Raw genomic sequence first — 16,574 nt, forward strand, 5'->3', positions numbered from 1 at the left:
ACCGCGCCCGCCTGACGGCACCGCGCGCGTCGAGACCGTCCCGCGTCGAGACCGTCCCGCGTCGAGACCCCGTCGAGGACGCCCCGTCGGGGGCAGCCCCGGGGCCGCCCGGTCCCTCAGCCGCGCAGCCGCCCGAGCACGCCGCGCACGACGGCGGGGTCCGTGGTCGGCCAGAAGTCGGGCAGCGTGGACCGCAGGAACCCGCCGTAGCGCTCGGTGGCCAGCCGCGGGTCCAGCACGGCCACGACGCCGCGGTCGGTGGCGGTCCGGATGAGCCGCCCCGCGCCCTGCGCCAGGCGGACGGCCGCGTGGGTCGCGGAGACGGCCATGAACCCATTGCCCCCGTGGCGGCTGACGTCCCGGGAGCGGGCCGTGCCGAGGGGGTCGTCCGGCCGGGGGAACGGGATGCGGTCGATCACCACGAGCCGGCACGAGGGGCCCGGCACGTCGACGCCCTGCCACAGGCTCATGGTGCCGAAGAGGCACGTGTCCGGCTCGGCGGCGAACCGGCGGACGAGGGCGGACAGGGTGGCGTCCCCCTGGCACAGCACCTCGGGGGCGGACCCCAGCCGGGAGCGCATCTCCGCGGCGGCGTCCTCCGCGGCCCGCCGGGAGGAGAACAGGCACAGCGCCCCGCCCCCGGAGGCCCGCAGCAGCTCCTCGAGCTCGTCGTAGGACTCCGGTGCGGCGGTGCGCCCGGGGCGGGGCAGGTGCCGGGCCACGTAGAGCACGCCCTGGCGCGGGTAGTCGAACGGGCTGCCCACGTCCACGCCCGTCCACCGGGGCGCCCCCTCCCCTAGCAGCCCGAGGGCCCCGGCCACGGGGTCGAAGGAGTCGCCCACGGCGAGGGTCGCGGAGGTCAGCACGGTGGTCGCCTGGCCGAACAGCCCATCCCGGAGCCGGCCGGCCACGGACAGCGGGGCGACGGAGAGCATCGGCGCCGCCGTCTCGTCCCCGGGCACCCAGCCGGTCCCCGGCTCGAAGCGGCCCGGGCGGGAGGCCCACAGCACCTCCGGGTACTCGGCCTCGGGGGTGGTGCCGAGCATGCGCTCGGCCACCTCGAGGACCTCCTGGAGGCGGGAGCGGGCCATCTGGCGGCCGCCGTCGGCCGCGGTGTCCCCGGCGGACCCGCCGCCCTTGGAGTCGCTCAGCGCCTGGCGGGCCGCGGCGGCCACCGCGCGCAGCGCGCCGGCCTGCACCTCGTCCGGGCCGCGCGCGATCAGCCCGGTGGGCGTGGCCGCGAACGCGGCGTCCAGCCCGGTCCCGGCCTGGACGAGGTCCTCCACCGCGACGGCGGTGTGCTTCCGGGCCGAGGACGCCGCCGCCTGGACGATGCCCCCGGACAGCTGTCCGGTGACCGCCCCGGTGACGCGGTCCTGCAGCTCGTGCGCCTCGTCCACGACCACCGCGTCGAACTCGGGCAGCACGGCCAGTCCCTCGAACGCGCTGAGGGCGAGCATCGCGTGGTTGGTCACCACCACGTCGGCCTCGGCGGCGTCCGCGCGGGCCCGCTCGGAGAAGCACTCGGCCGCCATCGGGCACCGCTGGGGACCGATGCAGTCCACGGCGGACACCGAGACCTGGCGCCAGGCCCGGTCGCTCACCCCGGGCTCGAGGTCGTCGCGGTCCCCCGTGTCCGTCTCCTCGGCCCACTCGCGCAGGCGCCTGACCTCCCGGCCCAGCGGACTGGTGGGGCCGTCGTCGCCGGAGACCATCGCCTCGCCGTCGTCGGCGAGGCCGAACAGGGCCGCGCCGTCCTCCTCGGGGAACCCTCCGTCGACCTTGTGCCGGCACAGGTAGTTCGAGCGGCCCTTGACCAGCGCGACGGTCATCTCCCGCGGCAGCTCGTCCCGCAGGGCCTCGAGCAGGCGCGGGGCGTCCCGGCGCATGATCTGGGCCTGCAGGGCGAGGGTGGCCGTGGCCACGACGACGGGCCGCTCGGCGTCCACCGCGTGCTGCAGGGCCGGCACGAGGTACGCCAGCGACTTGCCGGTGCCGGTGCCGGCCTGCACCAGCAGGTGCGTCCCGGACTCCAGCGAGCGCGCGACCTCCACGACCATCCGCCGCTGCCCGTCCCGGCGCTGCCCGCCGGTGGCCTCGACGGCGGCATCGAGCCAGTCGAGGGCCTGCCGCTCGGCCTCCGTGCGGGCGAGGACCTCCTCCTGGACCGTCCCCGTCATGCGCCGGCCGGTTCCGGCCGGTCGACCGCGAAGCGCCGCAGGTCCTCGGCGAGGTCCTCGCGCACCAGCACGCGCAGGCGGGTGCCCCCGGCCTCGTACGTCTCGGAGATGATGTCCGCGTCCGGGGAGTGCAGCCGCGACACCACGTCCCCGGCGGTGAACGGGATCAGCAGGTCCAGCGCGACGTTGGGGCGCGGGATGGCGTCCGCGATCGCCCGCTCGAGCTCCGGGATCCCCTCGCCCGTGCGGGCGGAGACGACCACGGACCGCGGCTCCCGCTGGCGCAGCCGCGCCAGCACCACCGGGTCGGCGGCGTCGGCCTTGTTCAGCACGACGATCTCCGGGATCCGGCGCGCGTCCACCTCGGCGAGCACGGTGCGGACCGCGGCGATCTGCCCCTCGGGGTCCGGGTGGGAGGCGTCCACGACGTGCAGGATGACGTCCGCGTCCGCGACCTCCTCCAGCGTGGAGCGGAACGCCTCGACCAGCTGCGTGGGCAGCGAGCGCACGAACCCGACCGTGTCCGAGAGCGTGTAGCCGATCCCGTCCGGGGTGACGGCCTTGCGCACCGTGGGGTCCAGGGTGGCGAACAGGGCGTTCTCCACGAGCACGCCGGCGTGCGTGAGCCGGTTCAGCAGCGACGACTTGCCCGCGTTCGTGTAGCCGGCGATCGCCACGGACGGGACGCGGTTCCGGCGCCGGTTGGCCCGCTTGGTCTCCCGCGCCGGCTTCATCGCGGCGATCTCCCGGCGCAGCTTGGCCATCCGGGTCCGGATCCGCCGGCGGTCCAGCTCGATCTTCGTCTCGCCGGGGCCGCGGGATCCGATGCCCTCGCCGCCGGCGGCGCGGCCGCCGGCCTGGCGGGACATCGACTCGCCCCAGCCGCGCAGTCGGGGCAGCAGGTACTCGAGCTGGGCCAGCTCGACCTGGGCCCGGCCCTCGCGGGACTTGGCGTGCTGGGCGAAGATGTCCAGGATCAGCGCGGTGCGGTCGATGACCTTTACGCGCACCACGTCCTCCAGCGCGCGGCGCTGGGACGGGGCCAACTCGGAGTCCACGATCACGGTGTCCGCGCCCGTCATGGCGACGATGTCCCGCAGCTCCTCGGCCTTGCCCTTCCCCAGGAACGTGGCCGGGTCCGGGGTGTGGCGGCGCTGGATGACCCCGTCGAGCACCTCGGAGCCCGCGGTCTCCGCGAGCGCGGCGAGCTCGCGCAGGGAGTTCTCGGCGTCCTCGGCGGTGCCCTCGGACCACACGCCGGCCAGGACGACCCGCTCGAGGCGCAGCTGGCGGTACTCGACCTCGGTCATGTCCTCGAGCTCGGTGGAGAGCCCGCCGACGCGGCGCAGGGCCTGGCGCTCGGCCAGGTCGTACTGGGCGCCGTCCGCCTCGGTGTGCCCGTCGCCGCCCTCGGCGAGGGCCAGGGCGCGGCCGGAGGCCGGCCGGGTGCCGTGGGTGGAGGAGGCGCTGGCGGCGTCGGCCGCGAGGATGCGGTCGATGACGTCCTGGATCTGCGTCTCGTCCGGGCCGGGGGCCCCGGCGCCGTGCTGGTCGTTCCCGTTCTGGGGGTGCTCGGTCATGGTCTCCTTGGAAGATGCGTGGTCTCTAGGGTAGTCGCTGGGGCGGACGCCGGAACGGTCTGGCGTGCTGCGGGAAACGGGGTTCATCGGGGTCATCCGGGACCTCCTGGGGATGTCGGCGCCGTGGCGGGCCGGCGGCGGCACGGGCGCACGAGGCGACACGGCGGGGGCGCGCGCACGGGGCGGCGGGGTCCGTCGTCACGACGGGGGACGTGGGGGTGGTCATCGCGGACGCCGTCCTCGACCCGACGGGCGGGGAGGTCCGGGGTCCGGGAGCCGCGGCGGGCAGCCCGAGCGGCTCAGGAGAGGGGGATCCACATGCCGTCCAGTCTACGGGCCGTGTCAAGGCGGGGCCGGGGGCGGCCCGGTAGCATCGACCGGTGATGGACTCCGCACACTACTTCTCCGCCGATCCCGCCACCCCGGAGCGCCGGCGCCGGATCTCGCTCACCCTCGCCGGCCGCGAGGTCGAGGTCGAGACCGCCAACGGCATCTTCTCGCCCGAGGGACTGGACAAGGGCACCGCGGCGATGCTGCACACGGTCCCGGACCCGCCGCCGTCGGGCCGGTTCCTGGACATCGGGGCCGGCTGGGGGCCGCTGGCCCTCACGCTCGGCCTGCGCAGCCCCGCCGCGCAGGTCACCGCCGTCGAGGTGAACGACCGGGCGGCCCGGCTGTGCCGGGACAACGCGGCGGCCCTCGGGGTGGAGAACCTCACGGTGGCCCGCCCCGAGGACGTGCCGGACTCCGCGCGCTTCGACCTGGTCTGGTCCAACCCGCCCATCCGGATCGGCAAGGAGGCCCTGCACGCGTTGCTGCTGCAATGGCTGCCCCGGCTCGCCCCGGGCGGACGGGCCTACCTCGTGGTGCAGAAGAACCTGGGCGCGGACTCGCTGCTGCCGTGGCTCGCCGCCGCGCTGGAGGAGCGCCACCCCGGCGAGTTCACGGCCATCCGGCACGCGACCGAGAAGGGGTTCCGCATCCTGCGCGTGGACCGGGCCTGAGGCCTCAGAGGACGGTGCCCTCGAACACCAGCTGGGCCGGCCCGGACAGGACGACGTGCTCCGTTCCGTCCGCCTGCGGACGGAACTCGACCCCCACGGTGCCGCCGGGCACCGCGACCTGCCAGCGGGTGGCCTGCTCGTCACCGGCCCACACCCGCACGGCGGCCGCCGCGGCGCACGCCCCCGTCCCGCAGGACTGGGTCTCCCCCACCCCGCGCTCGTGCACGCGCATGCGCACCCGGCCCACGCCGTCGAGGAACAGCGGGTCGGCGGCGACCACGAACTCCACGTTCGTGCCGTTGGGCGGCAGCGGGTCCACGGTGGGGGCACGGTGCAGGTCCAGCTCGCGCAGCTCGGCGTCCTCGGCCAGGGCCACCACGGTGTGCGGGTTGCCCATCGAGATGCTCAGTGCCGGCCGCGGGTCCACGAGGCCGGCGGCCAGCACGAGGGAGTCGGAGGCGCTCTCGCGGGCCAGCTCCTCGTCGATGAAGGTCCACGGGCCCATGTCGATCGCGTAGCCGCCGTCCGCCAGCCGGGTGACCGTGCGGACCCCGGCGCGGGTGCCGATCGTCAGCTCCCGGCCGGGGGCGAGGTCCACCAGCCCGCGCTCGGCGAGGTAGTGGGCGAACACGCGCACGCCGTTGCCGCACATCTCGGCCACGGAGCCGTCCCCGTTGCGGTAGTCCATGAACCACGTGGCCCCGGGGGCCTCGCGCAGCAGGTCCCGGCCCTCGATGAGGTGCCGCGACTCCACCACGCGGATCAGCCCGTCCCCGCCCACCCCGAAGTGGCGGTCGCACAGCGCGGCCACGTGGTCCGGGGACAGCTCGGTCTCGCCGTCCGGGTCGAGGACGAGCACGAAGTCGTTGCCGGTGCCCTGGCCCTTGGCGTAGCGCAGTCCGGACAGCTGGTCGAGGGCGGTCCGGAGGCGGTCGGGGTCCTGGGCGATCGGCAGGGTCATGCCTCCAGTCTAGGAGAGCCGGCGCCGCGCACGTGCGCGAGCACCCGGCCGGCGAGGTCCGGGCCGGTGGGGTCGAACCACGCCACGCGCGGGTCGGCACGGAACCACGTGAGCTGGCGGCGGGCGAACCGGCGGGTGGCGGTGGCCGTGTCCTCCACGGCCCAGTCCAGGTCCGCCTCGCCGTCGAGGACCCGCAGGACCTGGGCGTAGCCGATCGCCCGCGAGGCGGTCCGGCCCTGCCGCAGTCCGGCGGCGTCGAGGGCACGCACCTCCTCGACGAGGCCCGCCCCGACCATCCCCACCACGCGCTCGTGCAACCGGGCGTGCAGCAGGGCCCGGTCCAGGTCCAGCCCGACCTGCACCGTGGGCCGCAGGTAGCGCCGCTGCGGCATGAACGAGGAGAACGGCCGGCCGGTCAGGGCGTGCACCTCGAGGGCGCGCACGAGCCGGCGGGCGTCGCCGAGCCGCTCGGCCCCCACGGGGTCCACGGCCCGCAGCCGCTCGCGCAGCCCCTCCACGCCGATCCGCTCCGCGAGCTCCTCGAGGCCGGCCCGGACGCCCGGGTCGGTGGGCGGGAACTCGAGGTGGTCGAGGGCGGCCCGCACGTACAGCCCCGAGCCACCGACCAGGACGGGCGTCCGGCCGCGGCCGGTGATGTCCTCGATCGCCGCGCGGGCGGCGGCCTGGAAGGCCGCCACGGAGGCCTCCTCGGTCACCTCGAGCACGTCCAGCAGGTGGTGGGGGATCCCGCGGCGATCGGCCACCGGCAGCTTGGCGGTGCCGATGTCCATGCCGCGGTAGAGCTGGAGGGCGTCGGTGTTGACCACCTCCCCGCCGAGGCGCTCGGCGAGGTCCAGGGCCAGGTCGGACTTGCCGGTGCCGGTGGGCCCGACGACGGCGATCACCGGCTCGTGCGCCCCGGGCACCGCGGCGCTCAGGACCCGACGCGCAGGGTCGGCATGCCCAGGCTCACGCCGGCGGGTGCTGCCCCCGAGCCGGCCGGGACGCCGCAGGACTCCGCCCGGGCCCGGTCCCACGCGTCCCCGGCGCGGGAGCGCCGCAGCCCGTACTGGGCCGGCGTGGGGTCGGCGACGAGGTGGTAGGGGTGCGACTCCGTGACGGTCACGGTGACGAAGTCCCCCGGCCGGGGCACGGGGTGGCCGGCCGGGACGCTGAAGTGGACGAGCCGGTTGTCCGGGGCCCGCCCGGAGAGCCGGCCCGTGGCGGCGCCCTTCGTGCCGGGCTGGTCGGTCACGAGCAGCTCCTGGCGGGTGCCCACGAGGCGGGCGGTCTCCTCGGCGCTGATCCGGTCCTGCAGGGCGGTGAGCCGCTCGAAGCGCTCCTGCACCACGGCCTTCGGGACCTGGTCGGCCATCTCGCCCGCGGGGGTACCGGGCCGGATGGAGTACTGGAAGGTGAATGCCGAGGAGAAGCGCGAGGCCTCCACGACCGCGAGGGTGTCCTGGAAGTCCTCCTCCGTCTCGCCGGGGAAGCCCACGATGATGTCCGTGGTCACCGCCGCGTGCGGGATCCGCTCGCGGACCTTCTCGAGGATGCCGAGGAACCGCCTGGAGCGGTAGGACCGGCGCATGTCCTTGAGCACCTTGTCCGAGCCGGACTGCAGGGGCATGTGCAGCTGGGGCATGACGTTGGGCGTCTCGGCCATCGCGTCGATGACGTCGTCCGTGAACGAGGCCGGGTGGGGGCTGGTGAACCGCACGCGCTCGAGCCCCTCGATGCTCCCGCAGGCCCGCAGCAGCTTGGCGAACGCCCCGCGGTCGCCGAACTCCACGCCGTAGGTGTTCACGTTCTGGCCCAGCAGGGTCACCTCCACGGCGCCGGCGTCCACCAGGGCCTGGACCTCGGCGAGGACGTCCCCCGGCCGGCGGTCCTTCTCCTTGCCGCGCAGGGACGGCACGATGCAGAACGTGCACGTGTTGTTGCAGCCCACGGAGATGGAGACCCAGCCGGAGTACGTGGAGTCGCGCCTCGTGGGCAGGGTGGAGGGGAAGACCTCGAGCGACTCGAGGATCTCCAGCTCGGCCTGCCGGTTGTGGCGGGAGCGTTCGAGCAGCACCGGCAGCGAGCCGATGTTGTGGGTGCCGAAGACGACGTCCACCCACGGGGCCCTGTCCAGGATGGCCTGCTGGTCCTTCTGCGCCAGGCACCCGCCCACGGCGATCTGCATCCCGGGGTGGCCCTCCTTGACGGAGCGCAGGTTGCCGAGGTTGCCGTAGAGGCGGTTGTCCGCGTTCTCCCGCACGGCGCACGTGTTGAACACCACGAGGTCCGGCTCCACGGCCTCGCCGGCCGCCGTGTACCCGGCGGCCTCCAGCAGGCCGGAGATGCGCTCGGAGTCGTGCACGTTCATCTGGCACCCGAAGGTGCGGACCTGGTACGTGCGGTCGTCGGGGAGGGAGGCGGTGGAAGTCACCGCAGCATTCTAGTCGTCGAGCTCGTCCGGCTCGTCCTCCAGCCCGCCCAGCACGTCCCGGACCACGCCGAGGGCCATGCCGGGCGGGTAGCCCTTGCGCGCGAGCATCCCGGCCAGCCGGCGCACGGCCTTGTCCCGCTCCGCCCGGGCCTCCGGGTCGTTGCCCGTGGGCACGGGGCGGCCGCGCAGCTTCCGCTCCACGAGCTCGACCGCGGCCGCCCGCTCGGCGTCCTCGCTGATGGTGCCGAGCGCGTGCTCGGCCGTCTCCCCGGTGACGCCCTTCTGCTGCAGCTCCCGGCGCAGCGCCCCGCGGGCCAGCCCGCGGGTGCGCTGGCGGGTGGAGACGTAGGACTCGGCGAACGCCTCGTCGTCCACGAGCCGCACGTCCTCGAGGCGGTCGAGGACGTGCGCGGTCACCTCCGGGTCCACGCCCCGCTCGGCGAGCTTGTCCTCGAGCTGGCGGCGCGACTTCGGCGAGGCGGTGAGCAGGCGCAGGACGATGGTCCGCGCCACCTCCTCGGCGGCCGGCTCCGGATCGCCCGCGAGGTGCTCGGGGACGTCCGGATCCGGCACCACGCGGAGATGGCGGCGTGTCATCAGGCCGGGGACTGGCCGGAGACGGCCCGCAGCTGAGGCTCGGCGGCCTCCTCCTCGGCCTTCACGCCGATGCCGAGCTTCTCCTTGATGCGGGACTCGATCTCGTCGGCCAGGTCCGGGTTGTCCTTGAGGAACCGCCGGGCGTTCTCCTTGCCCTGGCCCAGCTGGTCGCCGTCGTAGGTGAACCAGGCGCCGGACTTCTTGACGATGCCCTCCTCCACGCCCATGTCGATCAGGCCGCCCTGCCGGGAGATGCCCTCGCCGTAGATGATGTCGAACTCGGCCTGCTTGAACGGCGGGGCCATCTTGTTCTTCACGATCTTCGCCCGGGTGCGGTTGCCCACCGCGTTGCCGGCCTCCTTGAGCGTCTCGATGCGGCGCACGTCCACGCGGACGGAGGCGTAGAACTTCAGCGCCTTGCCGCCCGTGGTGGTCTCCGGGCTGCCGAAGAACACGCCGATCTTCTCGCGCAGCTGGTTGATGAAGATGGCCGTGGTCTTCGTCTGGGCCAGGCGGCCGGTGATCTTGCGCAGGGCCTGGGACATCAGCCGGGCCTGGAGGCCCACGTGGCTGTCGCCCATCTCGCCCTCGATCTCGGCCCGCGGCACGAGCGCGGCCACGGAGTCGATGACGATGATGTCCAGCGAGCCGGAGCCCACCAGCATGTCCATGATCTCCAGGGCCTGCTCGCCCGTGTCCGGCTGCGAGACGAGCAGCGCGTCCGTGTCCACGCCGAGCTTGCGGGCGTACTCCGGGTCCAGGGCGTGCTCGGCGTCGATGAACGCGGCGATGCCGCCGTTGCGCTGGGCGTTGGCCACGGCGTGCAGCGCCACCGTGGTCTTGCCGGAGGACTCGGGGCCGTAGATCTCCACGACGCGGCCGCGGGGCAGGCCGCCGATGCCCAGGGCCACGTCCAGGGCCACCGAGCCGGTGGGGATGACCTCGATCGGCGCGCGGGCGTCGTCGCCGAGGCGCATGACCGATCCCTTGCCGAACTGCTTGTCGATCTGGGCCAGTGCGGCTTCCAGTGCCTTCTCGCGGTCAGTGGCTGACGCCATGATTCACCCCTGGGTGTGTGTTGGTGGCTTCCGGCCGGTCGGCCGGTCCCTGATGCTGTAGATGAACCTATCCGGCACCCCGGACGAGTTAACGTGGCCCCGTGGCCGCTGTGGACGACATGCCTGGCTCCCGCCCCGCTCGACGTCCCGTGCAGGAGACTACTCTCCTTCGAAACTGTTTTCGAATCCCGCCGGCCGGCGTGTCGCGGCACCGGCGCCCCGGGCCGCCCGCGCTCCTCAGTCGCGCGGCGGGATGTCCCGGCCCAGGCGGCGCTCCTCGGGGACGCCCTGGAGCTCGCACACGTCCAGCCAGACGCGGCGGGGGTCCCAGCCGGCGTCGAGGGCGCTGTCCGCGGTGGTGCCCAGGGTGGGCAGCACGAGGGACGCCGCGATCATCCCGGCGTTGGCCGGGCCGAACTCCTCGTCCATCAGTCGGCGGAACTCGCTGAGCCTCATGGTGGTCCCCCTCCGGGCACGGGACGGCCATGGCCGCAGACCGGGCGGTCTGCGGCCATGGCGGTGGATGCGGGCGAGCCCGCGGGTGGTCAGTGGCTGCCGGCGAGCTGGGTGAGGTCGTCCGGCAGTTCGTCCGGCACGGTGGTCCCCAGCGCGGGACGGCCGTAGTCGGCCTCGAGGTCGGCGGGGATGTGGTCCGGGATGTGCACGCCCTCCTGCACCGCGATCCGGTCCGAGACCTCGCGCAGCATGAGGGCCATGGGGACGTTGAGGGCGGAGCAGATGGAGGAGAGCAGCTCGGAGGAGGCCTCCTTCTGGCCGCGCTCGACCTCGGAGAGGTATCCGAGGGACACGCGGGCGTGGTGCGAGACCTCGCGCAGGGTCCGCCCCTGGCGCTGGCGCACGTCTCGCAGCACGTCTCCGATCTCCTGGCGAAGGACTGGCACGGCGCGCTCCTTGGTCTCGGGGGTGTCTGCTGGGACTGTCTCGCCGGTCGCCAGCCAACGGGTGATGCCGTTGATGGTAACCGGTTGCTTCATCATGTCTACTGGTCTCTCCTGAGTGCGGTCTGGGAACCGGGCCCCTCCCGTCCGCGGCGCGGGGGCGGGACCACTGCCCTGTACAACCCTCCGGAGGCCGGTTTTTGTTCCCGGACCCCCGCGGCAGCGCGCGTCTCCCAGCGGACTCCCCGTCCTCCCGGCGGAGGGCCGGGCGCCCGTTGCGCCCCACTGTAGCGACCGCTCCGCGGCCCGGGGCAAGGCCCCGCCCGGCCCGGTCGCGATCGTGACGCGATCGTCACGCGCGCGGGCTCAGTCCCGGTCCTCGCGCTCGTCGATCCGGTGGTGCAGGGCGCGGCGCTCGGCCTCGCGGCGGCTGTAGGTGGCATTGCGGATGGCCTCGTCGTCGTCGAAGCTCGAGCCGATGGCACCGGCGATCAGCCCCAGGCTCGCGGCGAGCCACGAGAGCTTGAGGTAGTGCTCCGGCCCCGCGGCCACGCCGAGGACCTCCGTGAGGTGGTGGGGCGGCACCACCACCGCGGCGGCCAGCAGCAGCATCACGAACAGCCCGGCGTAGATCATCAGCACCGCCACGCCCACGGTGAGGACGGTGGCGAGGTTGTCCAGCGCGGACCAGCGGCGCGAGGACCAGCCGCTGCGCCGGGCCCACAGGCCGTTGGTGGCGATGAGCCAGGTGGTCATGGCCGCGATCGCCAGGACGCTGACCAGGCCGAGGCGGTCCACGCCGGCGTCCGTGGCCAGGGTCCAGATGCTGCCGAAGAACACGCCGTAGGCCCCGGCGGCCGCGGCGGCGGCGGCCGACTTCGTCATGGCCCGCGGCAGCCGGCCGGGCCGGTTCGACTGGACCATGCCGGTCAGCAGCCGGACGGTGGCCCAGGGGCCGCCGGACTGGATCTGCTCGCTCGAGGCCGCGGCCTCGGAGGTGGTCCCGGACAGCGGCGTGAGGGCGTTGAGGGCCTCGGGATGGTCGGGGTCGCGCGTGACGAGGCGCCCCCCGGAGCCCGTGTCCACGGCCCCGCGGTACAGGTGCCCGGCCATCCGGGCGAGCGTCTCGGTGACCCGTTGGCGCAGGCGGACGACGCCGAGCACGGGCAGGAACAGGATGGCGGCGCTGCGCTCGCGCGAGACCTCCGCCACCACGGGGCGGCCGCGCTCGAAGCGGGGCAGGTCCGTGATGTACAGGACCATGTCCCAGTCCTCGCGGTCGCTCATCTGGTCCGTCCAGCGGACCAGGTCGATGCCGCCCTCGGCGTCCAGGGCCACCGTCTCGTCGACCACGTCGACGCGCCAGTCGGTCCGGTCGTCCACCCGGCGGTGCAGCTCCTCCTCCAGGTCCCGGCGCACCTTCCGGGCCAGCGCGGCCGGCAGGCCGGGGTCGGCCATGAGCCCCACGACGGCGGTCATGCCGGTCCTCCTTCCGGACGGCCTTCCGGGCGGCCCTCCGGGCGGCCCTCCGGGACGTCCCCCAGGCGGCGCAGCACCCCGGCGAGGACGGCGTCCACCGTGCCCCGGCGGATCGCGGCGCGGTCCCCGGCCAGGTGCAGCTCCTCGGCCGTGTCCCCGCCCAGCCCGGCGAAGCCCAGGTAGACGGTGCCCACCGCCCGTCCCTGGTGCGGCTCGGGGCCGGCGACGCCGGTGGTCGCCACGCCGATGTCCGCACCGGTGGCGCGCCGGGCCCCCTCGGCCATCTGGGCCGCCACCATCGGGTCCACGGCCCCGTGGCGGGCGAGCCGGTCCGGGTCCACCCCCAGCAGCCGCTCCTTGACGTCGTTGCGGTACGCGACGACCCCGCCGACGAGGGTGCCCGAGGCCCCGGGCACGTCCGCGAGGGCGGCCGCGAGCAGCCCGGCGGTGAGCGACTCCGCGGTGGCGATCGTCAGCCCGCGCCCGAGCAGGGCGGCCACCACGTCCTGGGACCGGCTCACGAGGGCGCCTGCCCGGCCAGCGCGGAGCGCCGGAGCCGGACCGCCTTGGCCACGTAGTCCGCCCCCGTGACCAGGGTGACGGCCAGGGCGGCGGCCATGGCCGTCCAGCCGACCCACGGGTACCAGTCCCCCACGAGGGAGGCCAGCGGGGCCAGCATCAGCAGCAGGGCGCCGGCCTGCAGGACCGTCTTGAGCTTGCCGCCGCGGGAGGCCGGCATGACGCCGTAGCGCAGCACGGCGAAGCGCATCGCGGTGATGCCCCACTCGCGCAGCAGGATCAGCGCGGTGACCCACCACCACAGCTCCCCCAGCAGGGAGAGCACGATGAACGCCGAGCCGGTGAGCAGCTTGTCGGCGATGGGGTCCGCGATCTTCCCGAAGCTGGTGACGAGCCCGCGCGCCCGGGCGATGTCGCCGTCGAGCTTGTCCGTGTACATGGCCACCGCGAACACGGCGAACGCCGCCCAGCGGATGGCCACGGAGTCCTCCCCGAAGGGGCCCCCGGCCAGCAGGAACCAGACGAAGAACGGGACCAGCAGGATCCTGACGGTCGTCAGGACGTTGGGCAGGTTCCAGTTCTCGCTCATCCCTGCAGTCTACGGACCGGCGGCGGGGGACGCTCAGCCCGCGGGCCGGCGGCGGGCCGACCGCCGGTCAGCGCCCGGTCAGCTGCCAGGCGTCCTCGGAGCCGGCGTCGGCCTCGTCGTCCCCGTCGTACCACTCGTCGGCCCGGCGCCGGCCCTCGAGGTCCTCGGCCACGAGGTCACGCCCGTAGCCGTCCTCCGGCGGCAGCGAGCCGCGCACGAGCTCCCGGTCCGAGGGCCCCGCTCCGGGGCCGCGGCCGGGCACCGGCACGCCGTCCCCGTCCGCGTCCCGGTCGGAGTGGACCACGTCCTCGGCGTAGGCCTCCGGGGCCTGCTCGCTCGGGGCGGCGGCCGGCGGCGCGTCGCCCCGGATCGTGGCCAGCACGCCGGCCAGGTCGTCCGGCTTGACCAGCACGTCGCGGGCCTTCGAGCCCTCCGAGGGCCCGACGACGCCGCGGGACTCCATGAGGTCCATGAGCCGGCCGGCCTTGGCGAACCCCACGCGCAGCTTGCGCTGCAGCATCGAGGTGGAGCCGAACTGCGTGGTCACCACGAGCTCCGTGGCCTGCAGCAGCAGGTCCAGGTCGTCCCCGATGTCCTCGTCGATGACCTTCTCGGTCTTCTCCGGCACCACGTCGTCGCGGTACTGCGCGGTCATCTGCGCCTTGACGTGCTCCACGACGGCGTGGATCTCCGACTCGTTGACCCACGCGCCCTGCACGCGCATGGGCTTGGACTTGCCCATCGGCAGGAACAGCGCGTCGCCCTGGCCGAGCAGCTTCTCGGCGCCCGGCTGGTCCAGCACCACGCGGGAGTCCGTGACCGAGGACGTGGCGAAGGCCATGCGGGAGGGGACGTTGGCCTTGATCAGGCCCGTGACCACGTCCACCGAGGGCCGCTGGGTGGCCAGCACCAGGTGGATGCCGGCGGCGCGCGCCAGCTGCGTGATGCGCACGATCGCGTCCTCGACGTCCCGCGGGGCCACCATCATCAGGTCGGCGAGCTCGTCCACGATGACCAGCAGGTACGGGTAGGGCTTGAGCACGCGCTTGGAGTCCGGCGGCAGGTGCACCTTGCCGGCGCGGATGGCCTTGTTGAAGTCGTCCACGTGCTTGTAGCCGAAGGCGGCCAGGTCGTCGTAGCGGGTGTCCATCTCGCGCACGACCCACTGCAGCGCCTCGGCGGCCTTCTTGGGGCTCGTGATGATCGGGGTGACCAGGTGCGGCACGCCCTCGTAGGCGGTGAGCTCCACGCGCTTGGGGTCCACCATCACCATCCGCACCTCGTCCGGCGTGGAGCGCATGAGGATCGAGACGATCATCGAGTTCACGAACGAGGACTTGCCCGCACCGGTGGCGCCGGCCACGAGCATGTGCGGCATCTTCGCCAGGTTGGCCATGACGTAGCCGCCCTCGACGTCCTTGCCCACGCCCATCACCATGGGGTGGTCGGTCTTGCGCGCCGCGTTGGAGCGCAGCACGTCACCGAGCGCCACGACCTCCTTGTCCGCGTTCGGGATCTCGATGCCGATCGCGGACTTGCCCGGGATGGGCGAGAGGATGCGCACGTCCGAGGACGCCACGGCGTAGGAGATGTTCTTGGACAGCGCCGTGACCTTCTCGACCTTGGTGCCCGGCGCCAGCTCGATCTCGTAGCGCGTGACCGTCGGGCCGCGGGAGAACCCGGTGACCTCGGCGTCCACCTTGAACTGGTGCAGGGTCTCGGTCAGGGCGGCCACCACCTGGTCGTTGGCCTCGGTGCGCTCCTTCGGCGGCGGCCCGGCCGGCAGCATCGTGGAGTCCGGCAGCGTGTAGGTGACGTCCCCGCCCAGGTGCAGCTGCTCGGAGCGCGCGGGCATGGGCGGCAGGTCCACGGGGCGGGCCACGGGGGCGGCCTTCACCGCGGGGGCGGGCGCCGCCGGGGAGCCGGAGGCCCCCGGGGACACGACGCCGATCGGCTCGGTCGCCGGACCGGTGGCCGGATCGGCCCCGTCCGCCTCCGTGCCCTCGGGCCCGACGCCGGCCGCCTCCCGGGCGCGGGCGATGGCCAGTTCCCCGGCGGTCGGGCGCTTGACGCCGGCGGGCACCGCCGGTGCCGCGGCCGTCTCCGGCACCGCGTCGTCCCGGTCCCCCTCGCCCTTCGCGGCGCCGCCCTTCGCCGCGCCGCGGCGCGAGGACCTCCGGCCGCGGCCGCCGGCGGCGCCCGCCTCGGCGGGGTCGTCGTCGATGACGGCGGTCTCGTAGGCCTCGGTCCCCCCGCCGGGGGCGGCGGCGCGGAGCTCCTCGGTGGGTTGGTCGTCGTCGCGGCCGAACAGGCGGATGCCCCTGCCCGGGCGCCGGCCGGCGCGCGAGCCGCGGCCCGAGGGCCGGTCGTGCTGGGTGAGGTAGGACTGGTCGTGCGGTTCCCGTCCGCCCGCCCCGTCGCGGCCGGCCGCCCGGCCGGCGGCGCCCTCGTGCTGGCCGGTGAGCCAGGCGTACGCCCGGCCGATGCGCTCCGGGACCTGTCCCACCGGGGTGGCCGTCACCACGAGCAGGCCGAAGAGCACGAGCACCGCCATGAGGGCCCACACGGGGTACGGGGTGACGAGCGAGGCGAGCGGGGTGGTGGCCAGGTAGCCCACCATCCCCCCGCCGGCCAGCAGCTCGGCGAAGGACTCGGAGACCGTGGGCAGCCCGGCGACGAGGTGGGCCAGTCCCGCGATGCCGACCGTCATCACCAGCAGGCCGATGGCGATCCGGCCGTTGTCCCGGTGCTCCTGCGGGGTGCGGAAGTAGCGCACGGCGACGACCAGCAGCACCACGGGGAACACGAGCGCGGCCCAGCCGAGGGTGCCGGCCGCCACGTTGTGCACGACCGTGCCGTAGCCGGGGGTGCCGCGCAGCCCCCACCACTCGACGGAGCCGATGACGGCGGCGAGCACCACGAGGAAGAACCCCGTGCCGTCCCGCCGGTCCTCGGGGGCGATCCGGGCGTCGCGGCCGACCTTGCGCACCCCGGCGCCGACGGGCGTGGCCAGGGCCATCCAGAACCCGCGCACGGCGCGCAGCAGCACCGGGGCCTGCGGCTCGGGGGCCGCCTCGGGGGTGGAGCGCTTGCGCGGCGCCGGCCCGGACGATCGGGCGGACGACCCGCCGGACCGCGAGCCGGAGCCCTTGCGGGAGCCGGTGGCCGAGGACCGCGGGGACTGCGAACGCGTGGGGGAGGTACGGGTCGCCATGCAGGCTACGGTACCGGGACCGGGGCCCGATTGCCGGGACCAACACCTCCGCGGGCGGAC

Annotated in this window: 14 protein-coding genes; 1 reads left to right on the forward strand and 13 read right to left on the reverse strand. The window is 74.7% G+C overall.

All coding sequences use genetic code 11. The features are described 5' to 3' along the window. Positions 1–116: 116 nt before the first annotated feature. Entirely contained in the window at positions 117–2,180 is a 2,064-nt protein-coding gene (locus E7744_RS10250; RefSeq protein ID WP_137774025.1) for an ATP-dependent DNA helicase, read from the reverse strand. Continuing rightward, on the reverse strand, positions 2,177–3,760 hold the full coding sequence (hflX, locus tag E7744_RS10255; RefSeq protein ID WP_137774026.1) for a GTPase HflX: 1,584 nt from the start codon (positions 3,758–3,760) through the stop codon (positions 2,177–2,179). The genes E7744_RS10250 and hflX overlap by 4 nt, the downstream gene beginning before the upstream one ends. Before the next feature lie 383 nt (positions 3,761–4,143). Between hflX and E7744_RS10260 the strand changes: the two genes are divergently transcribed. Continuing rightward, positions 4,144–4,764, forward strand: coding sequence for a class I SAM-dependent methyltransferase (locus tag E7744_RS10260; protein WP_137774988.1), 621 nt, complete (start codon positions 4,144–4,146; stop codon positions 4,762–4,764). 4 nt (positions 4,765–4,768) lie between these two features. On the opposite strand, the gene dapF is transcribed toward E7744_RS10260, so the two are convergent. The 11 genes from dapF to E7744_RS10315 form a co-directional block, all read right to left on the reverse strand. Then, positions 4,769–5,725 carry a diaminopimelate epimerase gene (gene dapF / locus E7744_RS10265; RefSeq protein ID WP_137774027.1) on the reverse strand — a complete coding sequence of 319 codons (957 nt, stop codon included), beginning with the start codon at positions 5,723–5,725 and terminating at the stop codon, positions 4,769–4,771. Next, on the reverse strand, positions 5,722–6,651 hold the full coding sequence (gene miaA / locus E7744_RS10270; RefSeq protein WP_246858399.1) for a tRNA (adenosine(37)-N6)-dimethylallyltransferase MiaA: 930 nt from the start codon (positions 6,649–6,651) through the stop codon (positions 5,722–5,724). Before miaA ends, dapF begins: the two co-directional genes overlap by 4 nt. An 8-nt stretch (positions 6,652–6,659) precedes the next feature. Then, positions 6,660–8,159: a tRNA (N6-isopentenyl adenosine(37)-C2)-methylthiotransferase MiaB gene (gene miaB, locus E7744_RS10275; protein WP_137774028.1), complete on the reverse strand. Its 1,500-nt coding sequence runs from the start codon at positions 8,157–8,159 to the stop codon at positions 6,660–6,662. Positions 8,160–8,168: 9 nt separating this feature from the next. Then, positions 8,169–8,735, reverse strand: a complete 567-nt coding sequence (locus E7744_RS10280) for a regulatory protein RecX (RefSeq protein ID WP_246858400.1) — start codon at positions 8,733–8,735, stop codon at positions 8,169–8,171. Between the two features lie 20 nt (positions 8,736–8,755). After that, a complete protein-coding gene (gene recA, locus E7744_RS10285; RefSeq protein ID WP_137774030.1) occupies positions 8,756–9,814 on the reverse strand; it encodes a recombinase RecA in 1,059 nt (352 codons plus the stop codon). Between the two features lie 237 nt (positions 9,815–10,051). Further along, a complete protein-coding gene (locus tag E7744_RS10290) occupies positions 10,052–10,270 on the reverse strand; it encodes a DUF3046 domain-containing protein (protein ID WP_137774031.1) in 219 nt (72 codons plus the stop codon). Positions 10,271–10,359: 89 nt separating this feature from the next. Continuing rightward, positions 10,360–10,812, reverse strand: coding sequence for a helix-turn-helix domain-containing protein (locus E7744_RS10295; RefSeq protein ID WP_137774032.1), 453 nt, complete (start codon positions 10,810–10,812; stop codon positions 10,360–10,362). 267 nt (positions 10,813–11,079) lie between these two features. Beyond that, positions 11,080–12,192: a hypothetical protein gene (locus E7744_RS10300; protein ID WP_137774033.1), complete on the reverse strand. Its 1,113-nt coding sequence runs from the start codon at positions 12,190–12,192 to the stop codon at positions 11,080–11,082. After that, entirely contained in the window at positions 12,189–12,713 is a 525-nt protein-coding gene (locus E7744_RS10305) for a CinA family protein (protein ID WP_137774034.1), read from the reverse strand. Before E7744_RS10305 ends, E7744_RS10300 begins: the two co-directional genes overlap by 4 nt. Then, positions 12,710–13,300: a CDP-diacylglycerol--glycerol-3-phosphate 3-phosphatidyltransferase gene (gene pgsA, locus E7744_RS10310; protein WP_137774035.1), complete on the reverse strand. Its 591-nt coding sequence runs from the start codon at positions 13,298–13,300 to the stop codon at positions 12,710–12,712. Before pgsA ends, E7744_RS10305 begins: the two co-directional genes overlap by 4 nt. Positions 13,301–13,367: 67 nt before the next feature. Then, the gene (locus E7744_RS10315) at positions 13,368–16,514 is read right to left on the reverse strand and encodes a DNA translocase FtsK (protein ID WP_137774036.1); all 3,147 of its coding nucleotides are present in this window, start codon (positions 16,512–16,514) and stop codon (positions 13,368–13,370) included. Positions 16,515–16,574 lie beyond the last annotated feature (60 nt).

Origin of the sequence: Citricoccus sp. SGAir0253 (assembly GCF_005877055.1) — a bacterium.
In the GTDB taxonomy this organism is placed as follows: Bacteria; Actinomycetota; Actinomycetes; order Actinomycetales; family Micrococcaceae; genus Citricoccus.